Genomic DNA, 20914 nt, shown 5'->3' with positions numbered 1-20914 from the left:
CGTCGCAAACGTGCTCCGTCCCTTCCACCTCCTGCCTCATGAGGTTCCTTCCGCATGACCGGAAGCAAGCGCATCTACGCCCTCGATACCAACGTGCTGTTGCATGACCCCACCTCGCTGTTCCGTTTCGAGGAACACGACATCTTCATCCCGATGACTGTGCTGGAGGAGCTGGACGAAAAGAAGAAAGGCGCATCGGAAGTCTCGCGCAACGGCCGCCAGGTCAGCCGTTTTCTCAACGAATTGATCGAACGCGGCAACGGCCACGGCATCAGCAATGGTCTTGAGCTGACGAACCCCGAAGGTGTGACGCTCAAGCGCGGCGGCGCGGTAGGCCGGCTGTATTTCCAGCAGCGCACCAGCAACGGTCACGGCAAGGCGGACAACCAGATCCTCTCCTCGGTGATCGAACTGCGCGATCAGAATAAGGATCGCGCCGTCATCCTGGTCACCAAAGACATCAATCTGCGCATCAAGGCCAAAATCTACGGCATCGATGCGGAGGACTACGAAAACGATCGCGCCCTCGACGACTTCGCGCTGCTTTATACCGGCTCCACCGAGCTGCCCGAAACCTTCTGGGACAAGCACCCGGAAGTTCAATCGTGGAACGAGCGCGGCCGCACCTTCTACAAGCTCGATCGCCATGATGATGAAGACTGGTATCCCAACCAGTGTCTGTTCCTGCCCGGCGACAACAGCGTGGAGTTGCGTGTGCTGCATGTCGATGAGCAGCGTGCGACGCTGGTGCTGCTGGACGACCACAGCCACAGCAATCACGCCGTGTGGGGCATTGCCGCGCGCAACCGCGAGCAGAACTTCGCACTCAACGTGCTGATGGATCCGGATGTCGATTTCGTTACCCTGCTCGGCACTGCTGGCACCGGCAAGACGCTGCTGGCGCTCGCAGCAGGGCTTGCCCAGGTGATGGATCAGCAGCGTTATCGCGAAATCATCATGACGCGCGCCACGGTATCCGTCGGCGAAGACATCGGCTTCCTGCCCGGTACCGAGGAAGAAAAGATGACGCCGTGGATGGGCGCGCTCACCGACAATCTCGAAGTGCTCGCCAATCCGGAAGAAGGTGGTAGTTGGGGGCGTCAGGCCACCAATGATTTGCTGGCCTCGCGCATCAAGATCCGCTCGCTCAACTTTATGCGTGGACGCACCTTCCTCTCGCGCTATCTGATCATCGATGAAGCGCAAAACCTCACGCCAAAGCAGATGAAAACGCTGATCACGCGCGCCGGCCCCGGCACCAAGATCGTGTGTCTGGGCAACGTCGAGCAGATCGACACGCCTTACTTGACGGAAACGACCTCGGGTCTCACCTACGCCGTCGATCGCTTCAAGCATTGGTCGCATTCGGCGCATATCACGCTGCGTCGTGGCGAACGCTCGCGTTTGGCCGACTTTGCATCGGAGGCTTTGTAGCCTCCGCCGATATGCCGAGCAACCGCGTGGCGCAGCCGACTACGCCTCCTATCGCCCTCACCATCGCCGGTTCCGACTCCGGCGGTGGTGCCGGCGTCCAGGCGGACCTGAAAACGTTCCATGCACACGGTGTGCATGGACTATCGGTGATTGCGGCGGTGACTTCGCAAAACACGCGGGGAGTGAGCGCGATACATGCTGTACCGCTCACGCACATCCGCCGTCAGATCGAAGCGGTGTTCGATGATTTCCCGATCGCCGCCGTCAAAACAGGCATGCTCGGAAACGCCGCTACAGTGCGCCTGGTTGCGCGAGAGTTGCGCAAACGCAAGCCTGCGTGGCTGGTTGTCGACCCGGTGATGATTGCCACCAGCGGCGCGCGCCTGCTCGACGAGGACGCCATCGATGCCATGATCAACGAATTGATTCCGCTGGCCGATGTGCTGACGCCGAACCTGCCAGAAGCCGAAGCTTTGCTCGGCTGTCCGCTCAGAACATCCACGCGACTTGCCAGCGCTGGCGAAGCACTGCTCGCCCTCGGTGCCGGCAGCGTGCTGTTGAAAGGAGGGCATGCTCGCGGCGATGAAGTCGTGGACCGCTACTTCGACGATCGCGGCTCGATGGAGGTCCGTCATGTCCGCCTGCCGCGCGAAGGTCACGGCACCGGTTGCACCCTTGCGTCGGCCATCGCGGCAGAACTCGCCACGGGCCAAACGCCCCGCTCCGCCGTGCGCCGCGCCAGCGCCTACGTGCATCGCGCGCTGAAACAGGGTTATCGGCCAGGCGGCGGCTCCACGTACGTACTCCGTCACTGAGCCCGGAATAGCCGCAAAATCCTTGACTTGCGGCCATCCGGCCACATACTCCGGGATTGTCCCTGGCGCCATTCGAGCCGCTTTTTACGATGGATTTCCTCAGCCCCCGCTTCATTGCTCTCTACGTGCTGCTGGCCTTCGTGCTGTGCGTGCTGCTGGTGCATCTGCGCGGACGTGCGCGTCTGCGCTTCGATCGCCAACTGGTCGATCATTCGGCAATCTTCGCGCCATACAACTTGCTGATGTATGCCTTCTCGGCCGTTCCTGCCAAACCGATCCTCGATCGCCGCGGCTTCCCGCAACTGGATCTGCTGCAGGCGAACTGGAAGACCATTCGCGATGAAGCGCTGCAGTTGTTCGACGAAGGGCACATCCGCGCAGCGGAGAAACACAACGACGCAAGCTTCAATAGCTTCTTCAAGCAGGGCTGGAAACGCTTCTATCTGAAGTGGTACGGCGAGCCCCTGAGTTCGGCGGAAACCTTATGCCCGCAGACGGTCTCGTTGCTGAAATCCATTCCCAGCGTGAAGGCGGCGATGTTTGCCACGCTTGCGCCGCATAGCAAACTCAATCCGCACCGCGATCCGTTTGCCGGTTCGTTGCGTTACCACCTGGGCCTTATTACGCCCAACTCGCGCGATTGCCGCATCTTTGTCGATGGCGAGGAACACGCGTGGGGCGACGGCAAGGATGTCGTGTTCGACGAGACTTTTGTGCACTGGGTGGAAAACAAGACCGATCAGACCCGTGTCATCCTGTTCGCCGACGTCGAGCGTCCGCTGCGCACAGGCCTGATGAATGCCATCAACCATCGCGTAGGTGCTTTCATGGGCAAGATCACGGCTTCACCGAATACCGAATCACCGGAAGAGAAAACCGGTTTCGTCAATCGCATGTTCGCGCTGAACCAGCGCAGCCGCGAACGCAACCGTGCATTCAAAAAGAAATTTCCGAAGTTGTTCCGCACCGTGAAATACATCGGCATGCTCATCTTTATCTGGCTGGTGTTCCTGGCACCCTGGCCCTTCGTGCGCTAGGCACTGTCACGTTTCCGGTCATCCGCGCGTCCTGGCCACAAGCTCTCAACGGAAAGCGCTATGGACCCGCACACCGACCTCTTCCAGCGACACCGCTCCCGCCTGCTGGGACTCGCCTATCGCATGCTCGGCACCCCGGCGGATGCCGAGGACGTACTGCACGATGCCTGGCTGCGCTGGCATGCCCAGGACAAAACCTGCCTTGACGATCCGGAGGCATGGCTGGTTACCGTGACCACTCGGCTAGCACTAGATCGACTGCGCCACGCCAAGGTCGAACGCGAGCATTACACCGGCCCGTGGTTACCCGAGCCGCTGATCGAATCGGAAGATCAACCGGATACGCAAGCCGAACAGGCCGAAACGCTGACGATGTCCTTCTTGCTGATGCTCGAACGGCTCAGCGCGGAAGAACGTGCCGCCTTTCTTTTGCACGAAGTCTTCGACTACAGCCATGCCGAAGCCGCAACCATTCTCGACATCACTGAAGACGCCTGCCGCCAGCGCGTACATCGCGCCAAACAGCGCGTGCGCGACGAACGCACACGCTTCACCGTCAATGCGCAAACTCAACGCCGGCTGCTGGAACGCTTTGCACAGGCGCTGGATCAACCGACCAACGAAAACCTGCACGCACTGTTCGCCGAAGACGCCATGCACATCTCCGACGGCGGTGGCTTAGCCACAGCCACCCTGCGCCCGTTGCTAGGCGCCACGCGTATCACACATCTCTACCTGCAAGTTGCCAAGCACGAGCAAGACCATCACGTGCAACGGCGACTGCACACGCTCAACGACGCGCCCGTGCTGCTGACCTGGGTGGATGGTCAGCTAACCACCGCCACCTGGATCGAATGCGACGGTGAGCGCATTGTCGCGCTGCATGCCTTGCGCAACCCCGAAAAGCTGGCTCGGCTAGCCGCTGTCACGAAAGCGGAAGATGGGACGTCCTTGCATTGAACGGCCGATGCGGCCGCCCTGCACGAGGACCCTACCATGTCACCCCGTTTTTCTTACCAAAACTACCCTGAAGCCCTGAAACCACTATTCGCCATGAAGGCGCACATCGACCGCTCCGGACTCGAGAAGAGCCTGACCAACCTGGTCATGCTGCGTGCCTCGCAACTCAACGGCTGCGCGTACTGCATCGACATGCATAGCAAAGACGCACGTGCAGACGGTGAAACCGAGCAACGCCTTTACCTGCTTCAGGCATGGCGTGAAGCACCGCTCTACAGCGCACGCGAACGCGCAGCGCTGGCCTGGTGCGAAGCCGTCACGCGGCTCAATCCCGTACATGGCGTGCCGGATGAGATCTATGAGCAGACACGCGCCGAATTCAACGAACGCGAACTGCTGGACCTGAATCTGCTGGTGATCCTGATCAACAGCTGGAACCGCATCGCGGCACCTTCACGCACGGAAGCCGGCAACTATCAGCCCGCAGTGCATAAGGCCGCCTGAGTTAACGCGACCGGCAGATACAAAAAGGCCGCCTCGAAAGGCGGCCTTTTTTGAAACACTGCAGCGTTGTTAGGCCTTCACGCGCTTGGCGATCGCCTCGCCGAAGCTCTGGGTGTTGCCCTTGCCACCCAGATCCGGCGTCACGTGATCGCGATCGTTCGCCATCGTGTCGCGGATCGCATGGCGCAGCTTGGTGCCCTTCTCGACCATGCCGAGGTGATCGAGCATGTCGGCCGCGGCCAGCAGCAGAGCGCAAGGGTTGGCGACGCCTTTGCCTGCGATATCCGGTGCCGAACCGTGCACCGCTTCGAAGATCGCCGCGTGCTCGCCGATGTTGTCGCCCGGCGCCAGACCCAGACCGCCAACCAGGCCGGCGCACAGGTCGGAAAGAATGTCGCCGAACAGGTTGGTCGTGACGATCACGTCGAACTGCTCGGGGCGCATCACCAATTGCATGCAGGTGTTGTCCACGATCATCTCGTTGAACTCGATCTGCGGGTATTCCTTGGCGATTTCGCGCGCCACGTTGAGGAACAGGCCCGACGCGGTCTTGATGATGTTGGCCTTGTGCACCGCCGTGACTTTCTTGCGGCCTTTCTTCACCGCCATCTCGAACGCGTAACGCACAATGCGCGAGCTGCCCTTGCGGGTGTTGCGGATCATCGAAATAGCGATTTCACCATCTTCCGACAGCGTCTGGCCTTCGGCCAGGTACGCACCTTCGGTGTTCTCGCGAACGGTGATGATGTCGATATGTTCGTAACGCGCTTTCGTGCCCGGGAAACTGATCGCCGGACGCACGTTCGCGTACAGGTCGAAGTGACGGCGCAGCGTGACGTTGATGGACGTAAAGCCACCGCCTACCGGCGTCGTCAGCGGGCCTTTCAACGCCACCTTGTGCTTGGCGATGGTGTCGAGCGTGGCCTTGGGCAGCAGATCGCCGTGCTTCTCGAGCGCGATCATTCCGGCTTCGACCGTATCGTAAGTAAGGCCGCAATCCAGCGCGTCGAGCACGCGCAACGTGGCGGTCATGATCTCCGGGCCGATACCGTCGCCCGGGATCACCGCAATGGTCTTGCTCATGGGGAAACTCCTTGGATTGAAGCGGGGAGCCGGCGCGCGGGGGGAGGCGCCTGGCTGAAAGCCCGTCAATTATCCCCGACTGGCGTGTCGGCGAACAGTCCGAAACCGCCGCGGGACGTTGCAAATCCTCGCATGGAGCGTTGCAAGAACTCGCATAAGCGTGGCTCTTTGCATTCGCCCCTCCCCCTTTTGGGAGGGGGAGCAAAAGCAATCAAGCGTGATCTTTGCAGTTTTCGCTCTGGTCTGCAGTGTCGCCCGACTCAAGTCGATCCAGGAAATCCACCGCGCGGCGCAGATGCGGGATCACGATCGAACCGCCCACAACCAGTCCCACGCTGAACACCTCGAAGAACTCCTCGCGGCTGACGCCCGCTTCCTTGCACTGCGCCACGTGGTAGCTGATGCAGTCGTCACAACGCAGCACCATGGACGCCACCAGGCCGAGCAACTCCTTGGTCTTCACGTCCAGCGCGCCGGCTTTGTAGGTCTGCGTGTCCAGCGCGAAGAAGCGCCGTACGACCTGATTGTCTTCGGCCAAGATGCGCTCGTTCATGCGCTGACGGAACGCCGTGAATTCGGCAACGCGATCCTTTTCGTTGCTCATGCGGCTTCGCCGATCAGTTGCGCCAACTTGCCGCTGCGGTCGGCCGCGACCAGGTCGTCATAACCGCCGACGAGCTGATCGTTGACAAAGATCTGCGGCACCGTGCGGCGACCGCCGCTGCGCTGGAGCATCGCGTCGCGCTGCACAGGGTCGGTATCCACGCGCACCTCCTCCCACGTCAGGCCCTTGGCCTTCAGTAGGTTCTTGGCCGCCACGCAATAGGGGCATACCGCGGTGGAATAGACTTCGATCTTGGGCATTGCAAAACTCCGAAATTACCTGCGCAATAAATGGCGGTGACGACCATCGAAAACAAGCCGTTTGCTGCTGAACTGCAACGCCGCCGAAAGGTCTCAAGTGGTATTGTCATTCATCTATGACCATGGCACCACGACATCTCCATAAACGATGGCTGACCGCGCTGGTCATGGCCGGCGTAACCTTCGTCGCCGGTGCCCAGGATAAGCCCGACGATGTGCGCCTGCCGGACCTGGGCAGCTCGGCCAATGCGCTGATTTCGCCACAGGAAGCGCAGGATTACGGCGCGATGATGCTCCAGCAGATGCGCGCACTGGATATGGTGGTGGATGATCCGCTGGCGGACGACTACCTCAACAACCTCGGCTTCCGCCTGGTGGCCAACTCGGCCAAGCCCAAGGACCATTTCGCGTTTTTCATCGCCAAGGATCCGGTGATCAATGCGTTCTCGGCGCCTGGCGGTTATGTCGGCATCAATTCCGGGCTGATCATCATCACGCGCAGCGAAGACGAACTGGCGGCGGTGATGGCGCACGAAATCGGCCACATCACGCAAAACCATCTGCAGCGCGCCTACGAATCGGCGAAAAAGGACACGCCGTTGATGGCATTGGTCGCCCTTGGCGCGATTGCCGCTGGCGGCGCGGCGGGCGGCCAGGCTGCCGCGGCAGCGCTGCTGGGTGGCCAGGGCGTGCTGATGCAGAAGGAAATCAACTTCACCCGCAAGGACGAGGCGGAAGCCGACCGCACCGGCATCCAGACGCTCGCCAAGGCGGGCTACGATCCGAACGCCATGGCCGGCTTTTTCCAGCGCATGGAAGACGTGATGAGCACCGACGCCGGCGGCATCAACGTGCCCTCGCTCTTACTTGACCACCCGGTCACGGCGCAGCGCATCAGCGATGCCAAAGCACGCGCCACCACGTTGATCGCGGCACAGAAACAGCAGATCAGCGGCAACCCGCTCGACAAATCCAGCTGGATGCAGAAAACCGCACCTATCGCCTACGTGAAAGACCCCACTTCGTTGCTGGCCACGAATACGGATAATCAAGGTCCCAACACCTATCTGCTGATGCGCGAACGTGTGCGCGTGCTGTCTGACGACGCCTATCGCATGAGCAACTACTACGGCGCACTGATCGGCCATCAATCCGGTTATGACACGCCGGAAAATCGCTACGGCTACGCACTGGCGCTCACCCGCAGCGGCCAGGGCGGCAAGGCCATCACCCAGCTGCAGCCACTACTAGGCAAATACCCCGACAGCCTGATCCTGCGTTTGGCGATGGCCGACGCCCGCCTGCAGGCTGGCCAGCGCGCCGCGGCGCTGGATATCTACGTCGCACTCAATACCCAATCTCCGCGGAACCGGGCTATCGGCTTGGCTTACGCCAACGCGCTGACCCAGGGCGGCACCACCGCGCAGGCGGCGCAGGCCGCCGATATGCTGCGCCCTATGCTGGATAACACCGACGAGCCGGGTATCTTCACCGCCTATGCCCGCGCCAGTGAGAAAGCAGGCGACACGGTTCGTGCCGGCGAGGCCTATGCCCAGGCCAGCTATCTCTCGGGGCGTCCCTTCGACGCGATGGAGCAGCTGAAAACCCTGCTCAAGCGCACTGACCTGGATTATTACGCCAGAGCCCGCATTCAGGCCCGCGTCGCCGATCTGACCCCACTGGTGCTGGAGCTACGCAAGCGGCGTGTGTCTACGGATGACAATCCGGACGGTAATGATCAGACACAACAACAACTCGGAACCACCGCGCCTTGCAGCGGTAGGCTATGCTTCAGCATGGGCAACGGCCGACCCTAAATGCAGTCCGATTCTGGCCTTTGCGACAGTGTTTTCACACACTGTCATCGGCACGTAACATTGCACAGCTGCAATATTTGCGTCATAGGCCAACCCCAATCGGACTCAGCGTGCACAAACGCATCCTTATCGTCGAAGACGAAGCTTCCATCCGCGACATGGTCGCTTTCGCCCTGCGCAAAGCCGGTATGGACACCGCACAGGCCGCTGACGCACGCACGGCACAGATGTCCATCGCCGAGCAAGTTCCGGATCTGATCCTGCTCGACTGGATGCTTCCCGGCACCAGCGGCCTGGATCTGGCCCGTCGTCTGCGCAAGGAAGAACTCAGCCGCGAAGTGCCGATCATCATGCTCACCGCGCGCGGCGAGGAGATGGACCGCGTCAACGGCCTGGAAGCCGGCGTGGACGACTATGTGGTCAAGCCTTTCTCCACGCGCGAGCTGATCGCCCGCATCAAGGCCGTGCTTCGCCGTAGTCAGGGCGACGACGGTTCTGGCATGGTCGAGCTGGGCCGCCTGCGCATCGATGGCCCGGCGCACCGCGTCTTCGCCGTCGACGAACCGGTGCCGATCGGGCCCACCGAATACCGTCTGCTGTATTTCTTCATGACGCACCCGGAACGCGTCTATTCGCGCGCCCAGTTGCTCGATCACGTTTGGGGCGGCAGCGTGTACGTGGAAGAGCGTACCGTCGACGTGCACATCCGCCGCCTGCGCAAGACACTCGAGCCGTGGAAGCTTGAAGACATGGTGCAGACGGTGCGGGGCGCCGGCTATCGATTCTCGGCAAGCCCCTGACGCGCCCGCACCCATGAATCGCCCGTTCGACAGCGCCTGGAAACTCCCCCTCGCGCTGATCGGCGGGTTGGCCGTGGGTGGTTTGGTTGGCTGGTTTGCGGGCGGCCATGTGGCAACTGGCGTGGCCGTTGTCGCCATAGTAGAGATTGTCTTGCTCTTGACGCACTTGCGTCACATTGCTCAGCCCATGATGAGCTCGCTCTCCCCCACGTCCAACATCGACTCCGATCAACCCCGGCACGACCGATTCATGATGCGCTCCCGACGCCTAGCCGCCAATTTGCATGATCTGCGCCGTGCCGCTGGCAACTTGCCGGACGCCATCGTGCTGCTCGATCAAGACCAGCATGTGCGCTGGTTCAACCATGCAGCGGAAAGCCTGCTGGGCCTGCGTCGTCCGCAAGATCGCGGTGTCGTGCTGCGTGACAAACTGCACAATTCTGAGCTCGCCGGCTGGCTGGAAGAGCCCTCGCCGGAACCGCTGAACGATGTCAGCGCACCGGGTCAGCCCAGCCGCCATATCAACGTGACGCTGCTGCCGTTCGGTCAACGCCAACGCCTGCTGCTGGCGCGCGATATCAGTCACATGTCGCGGCTCGAACAGATCCGACGCGATTTCGTGGCCAATGTGTCGCACGAACTACGTACGCCGCTGACGGTGATCCACGGCTATCTTGAGCTGCTCGATCCGGAAGACGTGCCGCACTTGGCTCCTGTGCTCGGCGAAATGCGCGCGCAGTCCAAGCGCATGGGGCAGATCGTGGAAGACCTGCTCACCTTGTCCCGCCTAGAGACGCAGGACCACGTCAACGAGGAGCGCGTGCCGATGGCGCCGCTGCTCGCTACCCTGCGCAAGGAAGCCGAGGCGCTGAGCCAGGGACGCCACAGCATCACCGTCGAATCCACTGCCGAACTCGATTTACTCGGTTCCCCCAAGGATTTGCACAGCGCGCTATCCAACCTGGTGAGCAACGCGGTGCGGTATACACCCACCGGCGGGCGCATATCGGTGCGCTGGGAGCGCACTGCCGACGGCGCCAACTATTCGGTGACCGATACCGGCTACGGTATTCCGGCCGATCACCTCTCCCGTCTTACCGAACGCTTCTATCGCGTCTCCTCGAGCCGCTCGCGCGACAGCGGCGGCACGGGCCTGGGTCTGTCCATCGTCAAACACGTGCTGGGCCTGCACCAGGCACGCCTGGACATCCGCAGCACGCCGGGACAGGGTTCGACGTTCACGTGCTGCTTCGGCCCCGAGCGTCTGCTGACGCCCGAGGTGCACGACAGCAAAAGTCTTGACGGCAACTGAGCAGGTTTCAAAAGGCGCGTAGGCGCGACGCCGCTTCATGCGCCAGAATGTGCGGATGCCTCGTCGCCAAGCCACCCAGCCCGTCGTCAAAGAAACGCCCCAGCCCGAACTGTTCCTGAGTCGCGAGCTGGCTGCCCTCGAATTCAATTTCCGCGTGCTCTCGCAAGCGCGCGATACCGGCATACCGCTGCTGGAACGCCTGCGCTATCTCAGCATCGTCGCCAACAACCTCGACGAATTCTTCGAGGTTCGGGTGGCTATGCTCAAGCATCACCATCAGTTCGGGTCGGCCGCTCCGGGGCCCGACGGCATCGCTTCCGGTGAACTGCTGACGCGCATCCGCCAGCGCGTACTCGACCTCGTCAGCGCGCAATACACCACCTGGCAGGATGAGCTTGGACCGGCGCTTGCCGCCGAGGACATCCATTTCCTCACGCGCAAGCAATGGACGGCGCGCCAGCGCCGCTGGCTGCAAGGTTATTTCGAGAACGAAGTGCTGCCGGTGCTTTCGCCGCTGGGCCTCGATCCGGCGCACCCGTTCCCGCGCATCCTCAACAAGACCCTCAATATCGCGGTGGTATTGCAAGGTCGCGATGCGTTTGGCCATGAAGGCCATATGGCGCTGGTGCGCGCACCGCGCTCGCTGCCACGCATCATCCGCGTTCCTGACGAGGTAGCCGGCAAGGGTGATCACTACGTCTTCCTGGCCGAACTGTTGCAGGCCTTCGTCGACATGATGTTCCCCGGCTTCAAAGTCGCCGGCTCGTACCAGTTCCGCGTCACCCGCAACAGCGAGCTGGTCGTCGAAGAAGAAATCGAGAACCTTGCCCACGCGCTGACCGAGGAATTGATCGGCCGAGGCTATGCGCGCCCGGTACGGCTGGAGATCGGCAGTGATTGCCCGCCATCCATCGTGTCGATGCTGATCTCCAATTTCGAGCTGGAAGAGACCGACGTCTACCGTTGCAACGGCCCGGTCAACATCATCCGCGCGGGACTGGTATATGACGATCTCGATCGCCCTGCCCTGAAATTCCCGCGCTTCACGCCAGCCATGCCCGCCGCACTAGGTACGGCGAAAAAGATGTTCGATGTGCTCGGCCAGCGAGACATCTTGCTGCACCATCCTTACGAGTCGTTCAATGCCGTGATCGACCTGTTGCGCGAAGCCGTGCAAGACCCCGACGTGCTGGCGATCAAGCAGACGCTGTATCGCGCCGGCAAGGACACGCCCCTCGTCGATCTGCTGGTGGAGGCCGCGCGCAACGGCAAGGACGTCACGGTAGTTATCGAACTGCGGGCGCGTTTTGACGAAGAAGCAAACATCCGACTCGCCACTCGCTTGCAGGAAGCGGGCGTGCAAGTGGTGTACGGCGTCGTCGGCTTCAAGACCCACGCTAAAATGATGCTGATCGTGCGGCGCGAAAACGGCCATCTGCGCCGCTACGTGCATCTGTCGACCGGCAACTATCATCAGACTAACAGCCGGCTCTACACCGACATCGGCTTGATGACCTCTCACCCGGAAATCGCCGAAGACTTGCACAAGGTCTTCCAGCAGCTCTCGGGTTTGGGTCCCATGATTAACCTCAAGCGACTGTTGCATTCGCCGTTCACGCTGTACAAGAGCGTGGTCGAGAAGATCGAGCGCGAGACGGCCCATGCACGCAACGGCCGTCCGGCGCGCATCGTGGCAAAGCTCAATGCCCTGAACGAATCGCATGTGATCGAAGCGCTCTATGCCGCGGCGCAGGCGGGTGTCGAAATCGATCTGATCGTGCGCGGCGCGTGTACGCTGCGTCCAGGTTTGCCCGGCATTTCCGAACGCATTCGCGTGCGCTCCATCGTCGGGCGGTTCCTTGAGCACAGCCGTGTCTATTGGTTCGCCAACGACGGTGCGCCGGAGATCTATTGCGCCAGCGCCGACTGGATGGAACGCAACTTGATGCGGCGCATCGAGGTGGCGTTTCCGATCCTCGATCCGGAACTGGCCGCACGCGTCTATGACGAGACGCTAGCCAACTACCTTGCCGACAATACTCAAGCGTGGCTGCTGGACAGCGATGGGCACTACACTCGCGCCACGCCTGGAACCCATACACCGCACACGGCACAAGAGATGTTGCTGGAACGCCTATGCGGCACAGCTCCTTCCACCTGACACCGCAGCGCGTCTTGCTGGCAGCACACGCGACCATGCGAGAATCCCTTCAAGTCCCGATCAGGAGCCATGAGTGAGTCTCGGCGACCAGATGCAGATCAAGGATGGAGAGCTGATGGCAGCCGTCGATATTGGCTCCAATAGCTTTCACATGGTGGTAGCACGCATGGAGCACGGCGAGCCGCGCGTGATCGATCGCTTGCGTGACAGTGTGCGTATGGCCGCAGGCCTGCGCGCCGACGGCACATTGGATGCCGAGCACCGCGCCCGTGCGCTGAACTGCCTGGCCAAGTTCGGCCAGCGCATCGCCGGCATTCCCAGGGTTCGGGTGCGCGCTGTGGCGACCAATACGGTGCGGCGACTGGCTGCGCCGCAAGCCTTTCTTACCGCCGCGGAAGCGGCACTCGGGCACCCGGTGGAAGTCGTTTCGGGCCGCGAGGAAGGCCGATTGATCTTTCTCGGCGTGGCCCACGACCTGTCCGCCTCGCGCGAACCGCGCCTGGTGATCGACATCGGCGGCGGTAGTACCGAATTCATCATCGGCCGCGGGCTCGCGCCGCTACATACGGAGAGCGTGCAGGTCGGCTGCATTGCATCGACCGTGCGTTTCTTTCCGGGCGGCAAGCTCACCCGCAAGCGTTGGCAACGTGCGCGCGGCGAAATCGGCGTGCTGCTGCAGCAGTTCTCCGAGGAATATCTAGAGGCCGGCTGGACGGATGCCTACGGATCTTCCGGCAGCGCCAAAGCGATCGGCGCAGTGGTCCAGGCCATGAAATTGTCCGACCACGGGGTGACGCCCACATCACTGGCGTCACTGCGCGACGCCATGCTCGAACAGGGCCAGATCGGCACGCTCAAGCTGCCGGGATTGGCCGATGAACGCGCCCCAGTGTTTGCCGGTGCCGTGGTGATCTTCGAGGCAGCGTTCGCCGCGCTCGGCATCCAGCGCATGCAAGTATGCGAAAGCTCGATGCGCGAGGGATTGCTGTGGGATCTGATCGGCCGCGCTGGCGGTAGCGACCCGCGCACAGCCAGCATCGATGCCCTGGCCAACCGCTACGGCGTCGACCGCGCCCAGGCGCGCCGCGTGGAATCCACTGCACTGACGCTGTTCGATCAGGTCGCCGCCAGCTGGAAGCTCGACGCCGAAGCCCGCGAATGGCTCTCTTGGGCCGCCCGCGTGCATGAGATCGGACTGGCCATCGCGCATAGCCAGTACCATCATCATGGCGCCTATATCCTCCGCAACGCCGACCTGGCCGGCTTCTCGCGGCAGGAGCAGCACCTGCTCGCCGCCATCACCCAGGCGCATCGCCGTAAGCCGGACAAGACGACGTTCTCCGCCCTGCCCCAGCGTTATCGCCAGCTGGCAAAGCACATTACCGCCCTGTTGCGCCTGGCTGTGCTGTTCCGCCGCGCACGTCGAGCGGAATCCCTGCCGCCACTACGCCTCGCCGCCACCAGCCAACGTCTTAGCCTTCAGCTTCCTGCGGCATGGCTGGAGCAACATCCGCTGAGCGAAGCAGACCTGCAGCAGGAAATCACGCCGATGGCCGAGCTGGGGCTCACGCTGACGTTGTCGACATATTGAGCTCATTCTGATTCCTCGCCCCGGAGAGGAATCAGGCCATTCAGGACGATTGAGCCACAGCCGCTCGCAGCCGCGTATCATGGGGGAATATTTCTGCCGCCCCGATCGTCATGCCCAAGCATCTGCTGACAGCCCTCTTCCTGCTTGTTACTCCGCTCGCCCTAGCGCAGACGGCCAAACCGGCCGCCGCGACAGCCATTCCGCCGGCAGCCAGTCCGACCGTCGTGCTGCATACCTCGCAGGGCGATATCACCTTGGAACTGTTTGCGGACAAATCGCCCAAGAGCGTCGCCAATTTTCTGCGCTACGTGCATGAGGGCTTTTACGCGGGAACGGTTTTCCATCGCGCGATCCCCGGTTATCTGGTTCAAGGCGGGCTCTACACCAAAGAACTGCAGCCGCGCCGCACGCATTCGCCGGTGCCCAGCGAAGCAGATAATGGCCTCTCCAATCTGCGCGGCACGATTGCGGTAGCACGCGGCGCCGACCCGAACTCGGGCACCTCGCAGTTCTTCATCAACCTGGTCGACGATCGCCGTCTCGACTATGTCGGCAACCAGAGCGGGTTGACCTGGGGCTACACGGTGTTCGGCAAGGTAGTGAAAGGCATGGATGTGGTGGACAAGATCGCCAATCTGCCCACGCATGGCCAGGGGCCGTTCGCTGCCGATGTGCCCGATCCGCTGGTGCTGATCGAAGGCGCCAGCGTCGTGGGCGAAGAAGCGCCAGCCGCCTCCAGCTCTACGGCAGCATCGTCCGGTGGCGCCGCGCGCAAATCCAAATGAGCACGTTGTTCATTGCCGACCTGCATCTCGACGACAGTCGTCCGCAGATCACCTCGCTATTCGAACAGTACCTGGCCAGCGATGAAGTTCGCCGCGCCGATGCGCTGTATATCCTCGGCGACTTGGTCGAAGCGTGGATCGGCGACGATGACGATGCCGAACTTCCGCAACGCATCGCCCGCGCCACGCGCGCTGTGCGCGATGCAGGCGTGCCGGCGTACTTCATGGTTGGCAATCGCGACTTCCTGCTCGGCGAAGCCTTCGCCGAGCGTGCCGGCTTCACGCTACTGGAAGACGGTACGGTGCACGACCTCTACGGCACACCCACGTTGTTGATGCACGGCGATGTACTCTGCACGGACGATGTCGCGTATCAAGCCGTGCGTCGCAGCGTCCGCACGCCGGAGTGGAAAGCGCAGGTGCTAGCTATGCCGTTGGAAGCTCGCCGCGCGCTCGCCGCCAAAGCACGTGCGGAAAGTCGCGCACATACCAACAGTACGCAAGAAACCATCATGGATGTCAGCGCCGACACCGTGAGTCAGGTCATGCGCCATGCAGGTGTAACGCATCTGATTCATGGCCACACGCATCGTCCTGCAGTCCATCACTTCGAATTGGACAGCCATACAGCCGAGCGCATCGTATTGGGCGACTGGTACGAACAAGGGTCAGTGTTGCGCGTGACGTCCGACTCGCGCCAATTGCGCGCGCTGTAGAAATAGATCTTGCCAGAAATCACTGGCACTGATCGGCGCATCTGCGCCTGGTGAACTTCGTCGTGAGACGTAGCGAGTCACCCCAGTTTTCTCCACGATCTTTTTTACGTCGCGCAGGCGCAACGTAACCATCCAATCGTCGATGCAACGACTCCACTCCGCAACATAGTGTGGGAATGGGACGTCCGTTCTGAAGGTCCATTCGTCGCCTTTCTTCAGGCTTGCCTGATAGATCCGACTTTATTCACCTAATTAGCATACCGGCGAATTAACAGCATCCGAAAGCCGCCGATCATCGGTAACGAAACCATCTCATGGACGAGCTTTCCAGCATTTTTTCGACTCTCGCGGATCCCACGCGCCGCATGATTATCGCCGCCAGGTTCGTCCCCCTCACTTCCATGGCCCCTGAGACATCATGAAACTTTACTGTGTTGCAGCCTCTCCCAATGCCCGCAAAACCATCGCCATCGCCAAAGAACTCGGCGTGCCGCTGGAAATCGTTGCACTGAATGTGCCTGCTGGCGATACCAAGACGCCCCAATATCTGGCGATCAATCCGAACGGCAAGTTCCCCGCACTCACCGATGGCGATTTCGCGCTGTGGGAATCGAACGCCATCATGAAATACGTCGCCTCCAAGAAGCCCAACAACTTGTGGCCGAGCGATGCACGCATGCAGGCAGATGTCGATCGTTGGTTGTTCTGGGAATCGGCCCACCTGACGCCCGCATGCAACCCGCTCATCTTCGAGAACTTCGTCAAAGCCGTCATCTTCAATCGTGGCCCGGCCGATCCGGATGTGCTCGCCAAAGCGGAGCCCACCTTCCATCAGTATGTGCAGGTGCTGGAACACCACTTTGCCAAACACGATTACTTAGTGGGCAATAGCCTCACACTTGCAGATCTTGCTGTCTTTCCTGTGATGGACTATGCGGAGATGTGCAAGTATCCGATGGCTAACTATCCGAGCACGATGCGGTGGTTGAACCGCGTGCGCCAGACCTCGCTTTATGCGAACAGCAAGGCAGCGTAAGTCGGTACACGCCACGCTTATTGATTTTGTAAATACAAACGGCCATCCAAATGGATGGCCGTTTGCGCGCTTTCCAAAACCGATGGATTACTTTTTCGCGAACAAGTGCTCAACGCCAGCGCGCTCTTCGCGCAGTTCTTTCTCCGTGGCATCCATCCGACCGCGCGAGAAATCGTTGATATCCAAGCCTTGCACGATTTCGTACTTGCCGCCCTTCACCGTGACCGGATAGCCGTAGATCACACCCGGCTCGATGCCGTAGGAGCCGTCGGACGGAATACCCATCGACACCCAGTCGCCCTCGGCCGTACCCAGCGCCCAGGTGCGCATGTGATCGATCGCTGCAGAGGCAGCCGACGCGGCGGACGATGCGCCGCGCGCCTTGATGATCGCGGCGCCGCGCTGCTGCACGGTCGGGATGAAATCCTTCTCGTACCAGCTCTGATCGACCAGGCTTAGCGCAGCTTTGCCGCCTACCGTAGCGTGGTGCAGATCGGGATATTGCGTGGAGCTATGGTTGCCCCAGATGGTGACCTTCTTGATCTCGGTGGTGTGCTTGCCGGTCTTCTCGGCCAGCTGCGACAGCGCACGGTTGTGGTCCAGGCGCACCATCGCGGTGAAGCACTTCGGATCCAGGCTCGGCGCGTTCTGCTGCGCGATCAGCGCATTGGTGTTCGCAGGATTGCCGACTACCAGCACCTTCACGTCACGCTTGGCGTGATCGTTCAGCGCCTTGCCCTGCGGCGAGAAGATCGCGCCGTTGGCTTCCAGCAGATCCTTGCGCTCCATGCCCGGACCGCGCGGACGCGCGCCGACCAGCAGCGCGTAATCGACATCCTTGAAGGCCACGTTCACGTCGTCAGTGGCGACCACACCGGCCAACGTCGGGAACGCGCAATCGTTGAGTTCCATCACCACGCCCTGCAACGCAGGCAGCGCCGGGGTGATTTCGAGCAGGTGCAGGATCACCGGCTGGTCCGGACCGAGCATGTCGCCGGCAGCAATGCGGAACAGCAGGGCGTAACCAATCTGGCCGGCAGCGCCGGTCACGGCAACACGAACGGGGGCTTTCATCGTGGCAACTCCTTCAGGTGCATAAAACATGGCCCGCATCGTTCGACGCGGGCCGGTAAAGGGATCAACTCAGTTCGGCGAAGAACTCGGTGATGCGTGCGAGTCCAGGCTCGAGCTGAGCGGTGGGACAGGTGTAGGAAATGCGCATCGCGCGCGGCTCGCCAAAGGCCGAACCCGGAACACAGGCCACGCCCTTGGCGTTCAGCAGCGCCGCGCAGAAATCGATGTCGTTCTCGATGCGCGTGCCGTCGTGACTCTTGCCGAACGCGACCGAGATATCGGGGAACGCATAGAACGCGCCCTGCGGGCGCGGGCACACCACGCCGGGAATCGCCTTGAGCGCGGCGACCACGATGTCGCGCTTCGCAGCAAATTCCTTGCACTTGGCTTGCGGTACATCCTGCGGACCGCTGAAGGCAGCGATGGCCGCAGCAGTAATCACTTCCGGCACGCTGGTGATGTGATTGGAATTGAGCGTAGTGACCGCTTTCGCCACCGATTCCGGGCCAGCGATCAAACCAACGCGCCAACCCGGCATACCGTATGTCTTGGATACTGAGTCGACGAAAATCAGCCGCTCGCGCAATTCGGGCCGAGCGAACACGAAGTTGTGATAGCCGATACCGTCGAACACCATCGAGTTGTAGATGTCGTCGGTGACGATCCAGGTATCCGGATACCGCGCCAGCACGTCCGCCAGCGCGGCGATTTCCTCGCGCGTGTAGACCATGCCGGTAGGGTTCGAAGGATTGTTGAACAGAAACACCTTCGGCTTGCGCGCCAGCGCGGTGTCGAGCTGCGCGGGCGTGAGCTTGTAGTTCTGTACCGGGCCGCAATGCAGCACGTTGGCCTTGGCGCCGACGATATCCGCGATGTCGTGGTACGTAGTCCAGTACGGCGCCGCGAAGCAGATTTCGTCGCCTTCGTTGAGCAACGCCTCGGCCAGGTTGTACAGCACCTGCTTGGCGCCAATACCGATCGAAAGATTCATGCGCCCGTAGCCGGTAAAGCCGAGCGCTTCGATGTGCTTCAGGAACGCATCCAGCAAGGCATCGGAACCGCGGTTGCTGCCGTACTGGCCACTATCGTGCGACAGCGCCTCGCGGGCCGCGGCGTAAACGTGCTCGCCGGGCAGGAAGTTCGGTACGCCGATGGAGAAACTGATGATGTCGCGGCCGGCAGCCTTGAGCTGCTTTGCCTTCTCGGCAATGACCATGATCGCGCTGGGTTTGGCGCGGCCGACACGCTGGGCAAGCTGGGGCATGGCGTCCTCGGGTGGGGGGGCGAAAACAGCAAACCCGCGGATTTTAGCATGCGGCGGTGCGTCATCCAGGGGCGCCAGGGACGAAAAAACTCCTATTGCGTCGCCGCTGTCCGCTGGCATCATGCAGGGGCCGCCTCAAGACCGGGCGGAGAACGTCGTCCGACCAGCCAAGACACAGACTCACTCAAGGAGTTGATGCCTATGTTCAGTATCATCTGGTACATCATCGTTGGTTTCTTCGTCGGTCTCATCGCACGGTGGATCGTGCCGGGCGCCGCCCACTATGGGTTCATCATGACCACCGTGGTGGGTATCGTGGGCTCCATCGTCGGCGGATTCATCGCCACCCTGTTCAACAAGCCGGCGCCGGGCTCCAAATTCCATACGGCCGGTTTCCTGATGTCGATCGTGGGTGCTGTGATCTTGTTGTTCCTGATGCGCCTGATCGAGCACTGAGACAATCTGGTCGCTCCAGTACGCAAAAAAGCACGGCAGGTCGCCCCGCCGTGCTTTTTTGTGAATGCGAAACGCGTTTAGGCGGTCTTCGACGCCAGCAGCTTGCCGGCCAGACCTTCCAGCATAGAAAGATCAAAGCCACCGCCACCCGCGGGCACCTGGCCATTCGGCGTCAGATGATCCACTGCATGCGGCAACACCTGCGCCAGCTGGCCCAGCAATTGGTTCTGATCCACACCCAGTCTGCCCGCCGCATCGGCGACTACCGAACCGAGGCCACTGCCCTGCAGCGCCTGGCTGAGCTGACCACTGGAAATGGCCTGATTCGCGCCGCTGCCGATCCAGGACTGGACTGCATCGCCCAGGCCGTGCTGCTGCAGCGTGCTCGCTAATCCTTGCACGCCACCTGCCTGCTGGATCAATTGTCCTGCCACCGACACCAGCGAAGAGGCACCCGCCGCATCGTTCTGGCCACCACCGAACAGACTGCTCAAACTATCGAGTAAGGACATCACAGCACTCCTTTGAATGGGGGATCCAACCGTTTGATTCTATGTCGCCGTCGGCTACACGTAGGTAACAAAGTCGTGAAAAAAGCCGCCAGGGCATACCGTGGCGGCTTTGATTCAAGCATTTAGCAAGCAGCTCAGCCTTTTTGGTCGAGCACCTGGTTCCATTCCGTCACGCGCTCGGCCTGCTTGGCCAGCAGCGCATCCACATCGCCTTCCACGATGACTTTCTCGATCGTGTCGCCCTGCTTGATGGCATCGACCACGGCCTGATCGTCCGCCGACACCACTTCGCCGAACACGCTGTGCTTGCCGTCCAGCCACGGTGTCGCGCCGTGGGTGATGAAAAACTGGCTGCCATTGGTGCGCGGACCGGCGTTGGCCATCGACAGCACGCCCGGCTTGTCGTGGCGCAGCGAGCCGTGGAATTCGTCCTCGAAACGATAGCCCGGGCCGCCACGGCCGCTACCTTCCGGGCAACCGCCCTGGACCATGAAATCGGGGATCACGCGATGGAACGACAAACCATCGTAATAGCCGCGACGCGCCAGGTTGACGAAGCTCGCCACGGTGACGGGTGTCTTGTCGTCATGCAGGCGCAAATGGATCGGGCCGCGGTTGGTGGTGATCGTGACGTTGATGGCCATGGGTATTCCTTAGTCGGTATTCGAACGGGACGCCCGGGAGGCCGGGCGG

The 20914-nt window shown here is 61.5% G+C and carries 21 protein-coding genes; 14 read left to right on the top strand and 7 right to left on the bottom strand.

Going from position 1 to position 20914, the window contains the following annotated elements; genetic code table 11:
* Positions 1-54: 54 nt before the first annotated feature.
* The 5 genes from QQL64_RS02335 (at position 55) to QQL64_RS02315 (ending at position 4750) form a co-directional block, all read left to right on the top strand.
* The gene (locus QQL64_RS02335; protein ID WP_284395581.1) at positions 55-1434 is read left to right on the top strand and encodes a PhoH family protein; all 1380 of its coding nucleotides are present in this window, start codon (positions 55-57) and stop codon (positions 1432-1434) included.
* A gap of 11 nt (positions 1435-1445) precedes the next feature.
* Positions 1446-2249 carry a bifunctional hydroxymethylpyrimidine kinase/phosphomethylpyrimidine kinase gene (thiD, locus tag QQL64_RS02330; protein ID WP_425603845.1) on the top strand — a complete coding sequence of 268 codons (804 nt, stop codon included), beginning with the start codon at positions 1446-1448 and terminating at the stop codon, positions 2247-2249.
* 113 nt (positions 2250-2362) lie between these two features.
* On the top strand, positions 2363-3286 hold the full coding sequence (locus QQL64_RS02325; protein WP_284399600.1) for an aspartyl/asparaginyl beta-hydroxylase domain-containing protein: 924 nt from the start codon (positions 2363-2365) through the stop codon (positions 3284-3286).
* A 60-nt stretch (positions 3287-3346) separates the two neighbouring features.
* Positions 3347-4246, top strand: coding sequence for an RNA polymerase sigma factor SigJ (gene sigJ / locus QQL64_RS02320; protein ID WP_284395579.1), 900 nt, complete (start codon positions 3347-3349; stop codon positions 4244-4246).
* A gap of 36 nt (positions 4247-4282) precedes the next feature.
* Complete coding sequence (locus QQL64_RS02315; RefSeq protein ID WP_284395578.1) at positions 4283-4750, top strand: carboxymuconolactone decarboxylase family protein; 468 nt, start codon at positions 4283-4285, stop codon at positions 4748-4750.
* Positions 4751-4819: 69 nt separating this feature from the next.
* Here the strand turns inward: QQL64_RS02315 and QQL64_RS02310 are convergent, their stop codons facing one another.
* From QQL64_RS02310 to grxC, 3 genes are all read right to left on the bottom strand, one after another.
* Entirely contained in the window at positions 4820-5833 is a 1014-nt protein-coding gene (locus QQL64_RS02310) for an isocitrate dehydrogenase (protein ID WP_284395577.1), read from the bottom strand.
* 211 nt (positions 5834-6044) lie between these two features.
* A complete protein-coding gene (locus tag QQL64_RS02305) occupies positions 6045-6437 on the bottom strand; it encodes a carboxymuconolactone decarboxylase family protein (protein WP_284395576.1) in 393 nt (130 codons plus the stop codon).
* Positions 6434-6697 (bottom strand): glutaredoxin 3, encoded by a 264-nt coding sequence (gene grxC, locus QQL64_RS02300; protein ID WP_284395575.1) that lies wholly within the window; start codon positions 6695-6697, stop codon positions 6434-6436. Before grxC ends, QQL64_RS02305 begins: the two co-directional genes overlap by 4 nt.
* A 167-nt stretch (positions 6698-6864) precedes the next feature.
* On the opposite strand from grxC, the gene QQL64_RS02295 reads away from it, so the two are divergent.
* The 8 genes from QQL64_RS02295 (at position 6865) to QQL64_RS02260 (ending at position 16915) form a co-directional block, all read left to right on the top strand.
* Positions 6865-8514 (top strand): M48 family metalloprotease, encoded by a 1650-nt coding sequence (locus QQL64_RS02295; RefSeq protein WP_284395574.1) that lies wholly within the window; start codon positions 6865-6867, stop codon positions 8512-8514.
* Positions 8515-8624: 110 nt separating this feature from the next.
* Positions 8625-9314, top strand: a complete 690-nt coding sequence (gene phoB, locus QQL64_RS02290) for a phosphate regulon transcriptional regulator PhoB (protein ID WP_284395573.1) — start codon at positions 8625-8627, stop codon at positions 9312-9314.
* Between the two features lie 13 nt (positions 9315-9327).
* Positions 9328-10626: a phosphate regulon sensor histidine kinase PhoR gene (gene phoR, locus QQL64_RS02285; RefSeq protein ID WP_284395572.1), complete on the top strand. Its 1299-nt coding sequence runs from the start codon at positions 9328-9330 to the stop codon at positions 10624-10626.
* 55 nt (positions 10627-10681) lie between these two features.
* On the top strand, positions 10682-12787 hold the full coding sequence (gene ppk1, locus QQL64_RS02280) for a polyphosphate kinase 1 (RefSeq protein WP_284395571.1): 2106 nt from the start codon (positions 10682-10684) through the stop codon (positions 12785-12787).
* Positions 12788-12878: 91 nt separating this feature from the next.
* Entirely contained in the window at positions 12879-14378 is a 1500-nt protein-coding gene (locus tag QQL64_RS02275) for a Ppx/GppA phosphatase family protein (protein WP_404601100.1), read from the top strand.
* 110 nt (positions 14379-14488) lie between these two features.
* Complete coding sequence (locus tag QQL64_RS02270) at positions 14489-15163, top strand: peptidylprolyl isomerase (protein WP_284395569.1); 675 nt, start codon at positions 14489-14491, stop codon at positions 15161-15163.
* Positions 15160-15879 carry a UDP-2,3-diacylglucosamine diphosphatase gene (gene lpxH / locus QQL64_RS02265; protein WP_284395568.1) on the top strand — a complete coding sequence of 240 codons (720 nt, stop codon included), beginning with the start codon at positions 15160-15162 and terminating at the stop codon, positions 15877-15879. The genes QQL64_RS02270 and lpxH overlap by 4 nt, the downstream gene beginning before the upstream one ends.
* Before the next feature lie 418 nt (positions 15880-16297).
* Entirely contained in the window at positions 16298-16915 is a 618-nt protein-coding gene (locus QQL64_RS02260) for a glutathione S-transferase family protein (RefSeq protein ID WP_284395567.1), read from the top strand.
* An 87-nt stretch (positions 16916-17002) separates the two neighbouring features.
* On the opposite strand, the gene QQL64_RS02255 is transcribed toward QQL64_RS02260, so the two are convergent.
* Both QQL64_RS02255 and QQL64_RS02250 read right to left on the bottom strand, forming a co-directional pair.
* Positions 17003-17989: a malate dehydrogenase gene (locus tag QQL64_RS02255; RefSeq protein ID WP_284395566.1), complete on the bottom strand. Its 987-nt coding sequence runs from the start codon at positions 17987-17989 to the stop codon at positions 17003-17005.
* A 64-nt stretch (positions 17990-18053) separates the two neighbouring features.
* The gene (locus QQL64_RS02250; RefSeq protein ID WP_284395565.1) at positions 18054-19253 is read right to left on the bottom strand and encodes an aminotransferase class I/II-fold pyridoxal phosphate-dependent enzyme; all 1200 of its coding nucleotides are present in this window, start codon (positions 19251-19253) and stop codon (positions 18054-18056) included.
* 201 nt (positions 19254-19454) lie between these two features.
* On the opposite strand from QQL64_RS02250, the gene QQL64_RS02245 reads away from it, so the two are divergent.
* Positions 19455-19709 (top strand): GlsB/YeaQ/YmgE family stress response membrane protein, encoded by a 255-nt coding sequence (locus tag QQL64_RS02245; RefSeq protein ID WP_284395564.1) that lies wholly within the window; start codon positions 19455-19457, stop codon positions 19707-19709.
* A gap of 77 nt (positions 19710-19786) precedes the next feature.
* On the opposite strand, the gene QQL64_RS02240 is transcribed toward QQL64_RS02245, so the two are convergent.
* Both QQL64_RS02240 and QQL64_RS02235 read right to left on the bottom strand, forming a co-directional pair.
* Positions 19787-20221 (bottom strand): YidB family protein, encoded by a 435-nt coding sequence (locus tag QQL64_RS02240; RefSeq protein WP_284395563.1) that lies wholly within the window; start codon positions 20219-20221, stop codon positions 19787-19789.
* Between the two features lie 134 nt (positions 20222-20355).
* Complete coding sequence (locus QQL64_RS02235) at positions 20356-20865, bottom strand: peptidylprolyl isomerase (protein ID WP_284395562.1); 510 nt, start codon at positions 20863-20865, stop codon at positions 20356-20358.
* Positions 20866-20914 lie beyond the last annotated feature (49 nt).

The organism is Dyella lipolytica (assembly GCF_030160075.1).
Taxonomy (GTDB): domain Bacteria; phylum Pseudomonadota; class Gammaproteobacteria; order Xanthomonadales; family Rhodanobacteraceae; genus Dyella_B; species Dyella_B lipolytica.
This window is presented reverse-complemented; position numbering and strand designations above follow the sequence as displayed.

What these genes read in the sequence shown, in the direction of transcription:
- QQL64_RS02335 (WP_284395581.1), top strand. Translation starts at nt 55, where the DNA reads ATGACCGGAAGCAAGCGCATCTACGCCCTCGATACCAACGTGCTGTTG.
- thiD (WP_425603845.1), top strand. Translation starts at nt 1,446, where the DNA reads ATGCCGAGCAACCGCGTGGCGCAGCCGACTACGCCTCCTATCGCCCTC.
- sigJ (WP_284395579.1), top strand. Translation starts at nt 3,347, where the DNA reads ATGGACCCGCACACCGACCTCTTCCAGCGACACCGCTCCCGCCTGCTG.
- QQL64_RS02315 (WP_284395578.1), top strand. Translation starts at nt 4,283, where the DNA reads ATGTCACCCCGTTTTTCTTACCAAAACTACCCTGAAGCCCTGAAACCA.
- QQL64_RS02310 (WP_284395577.1), bottom strand. Translation starts at nt 5,833, where the DNA reads ATGAGCAAGACCATTGCGGTGATCCCGGGCGACGGTATCGGCCCGGAG.
- QQL64_RS02305 (WP_284395576.1), bottom strand. Translation starts at nt 6,437, where the DNA reads ATGAGCAACGAAAAGGATCGCGTTGCCGAATTCACGGCGTTCCGTCAG.
- grxC (WP_284395575.1), bottom strand. Translation starts at nt 6,697, where the DNA reads ATGCCCAAGATCGAAGTCTATTCCACCGCGGTATGCCCCTATTGCGTG.
- QQL64_RS02295 (WP_284395574.1), top strand. Translation starts at nt 6,865, where the DNA reads ATGGCCGGCGTAACCTTCGTCGCCGGTGCCCAGGATAAGCCCGACGAT.
- phoR (WP_284395572.1), top strand. Translation starts at nt 9,328, where the DNA reads ATGAATCGCCCGTTCGACAGCGCCTGGAAACTCCCCCTCGCGCTGATC.
- ppk1 (WP_284395571.1), top strand. Translation starts at nt 10,682, where the DNA reads ATGCCTCGTCGCCAAGCCACCCAGCCCGTCGTCAAAGAAACGCCCCAG.
- QQL64_RS02275 (WP_404601100.1), top strand. Translation starts at nt 12,879, where the DNA reads ATGCAGATCAAGGATGGAGAGCTGATGGCAGCCGTCGATATTGGCTCC.
- QQL64_RS02270 (WP_284395569.1), top strand. Translation starts at nt 14,489, where the DNA reads ATGCCCAAGCATCTGCTGACAGCCCTCTTCCTGCTTGTTACTCCGCTC.
- lpxH (WP_284395568.1), top strand. Translation starts at nt 15,160, where the DNA reads ATGAGCACGTTGTTCATTGCCGACCTGCATCTCGACGACAGTCGTCCG.
- QQL64_RS02260 (WP_284395567.1), top strand. Translation starts at nt 16,298, where the DNA reads ATGAAACTTTACTGTGTTGCAGCCTCTCCCAATGCCCGCAAAACCATC.
- QQL64_RS02255 (WP_284395566.1), bottom strand. Translation starts at nt 17,989, where the DNA reads ATGAAAGCCCCCGTTCGTGTTGCCGTGACCGGCGCTGCCGGCCAGATT.
- QQL64_RS02250 (WP_284395565.1), bottom strand. Translation starts at nt 19,253, where the DNA reads ATGCCCCAGCTTGCCCAGCGTGTCGGCCGCGCCAAACCCAGCGCGATC.
- QQL64_RS02245 (WP_284395564.1), top strand. Translation starts at nt 19,455, where the DNA reads ATGTTCAGTATCATCTGGTACATCATCGTTGGTTTCTTCGTCGGTCTC.
- QQL64_RS02240 (WP_284395563.1), bottom strand. Translation starts at nt 20,221, where the DNA reads ATGTCCTTACTCGATAGTTTGAGCAGTCTGTTCGGTGGTGGCCAGAAC.
- QQL64_RS02235 (WP_284395562.1), bottom strand. Translation starts at nt 20,865, where the DNA reads ATGGCCATCAACGTCACGATCACCACCAACCGCGGCCCGATCCATTTG.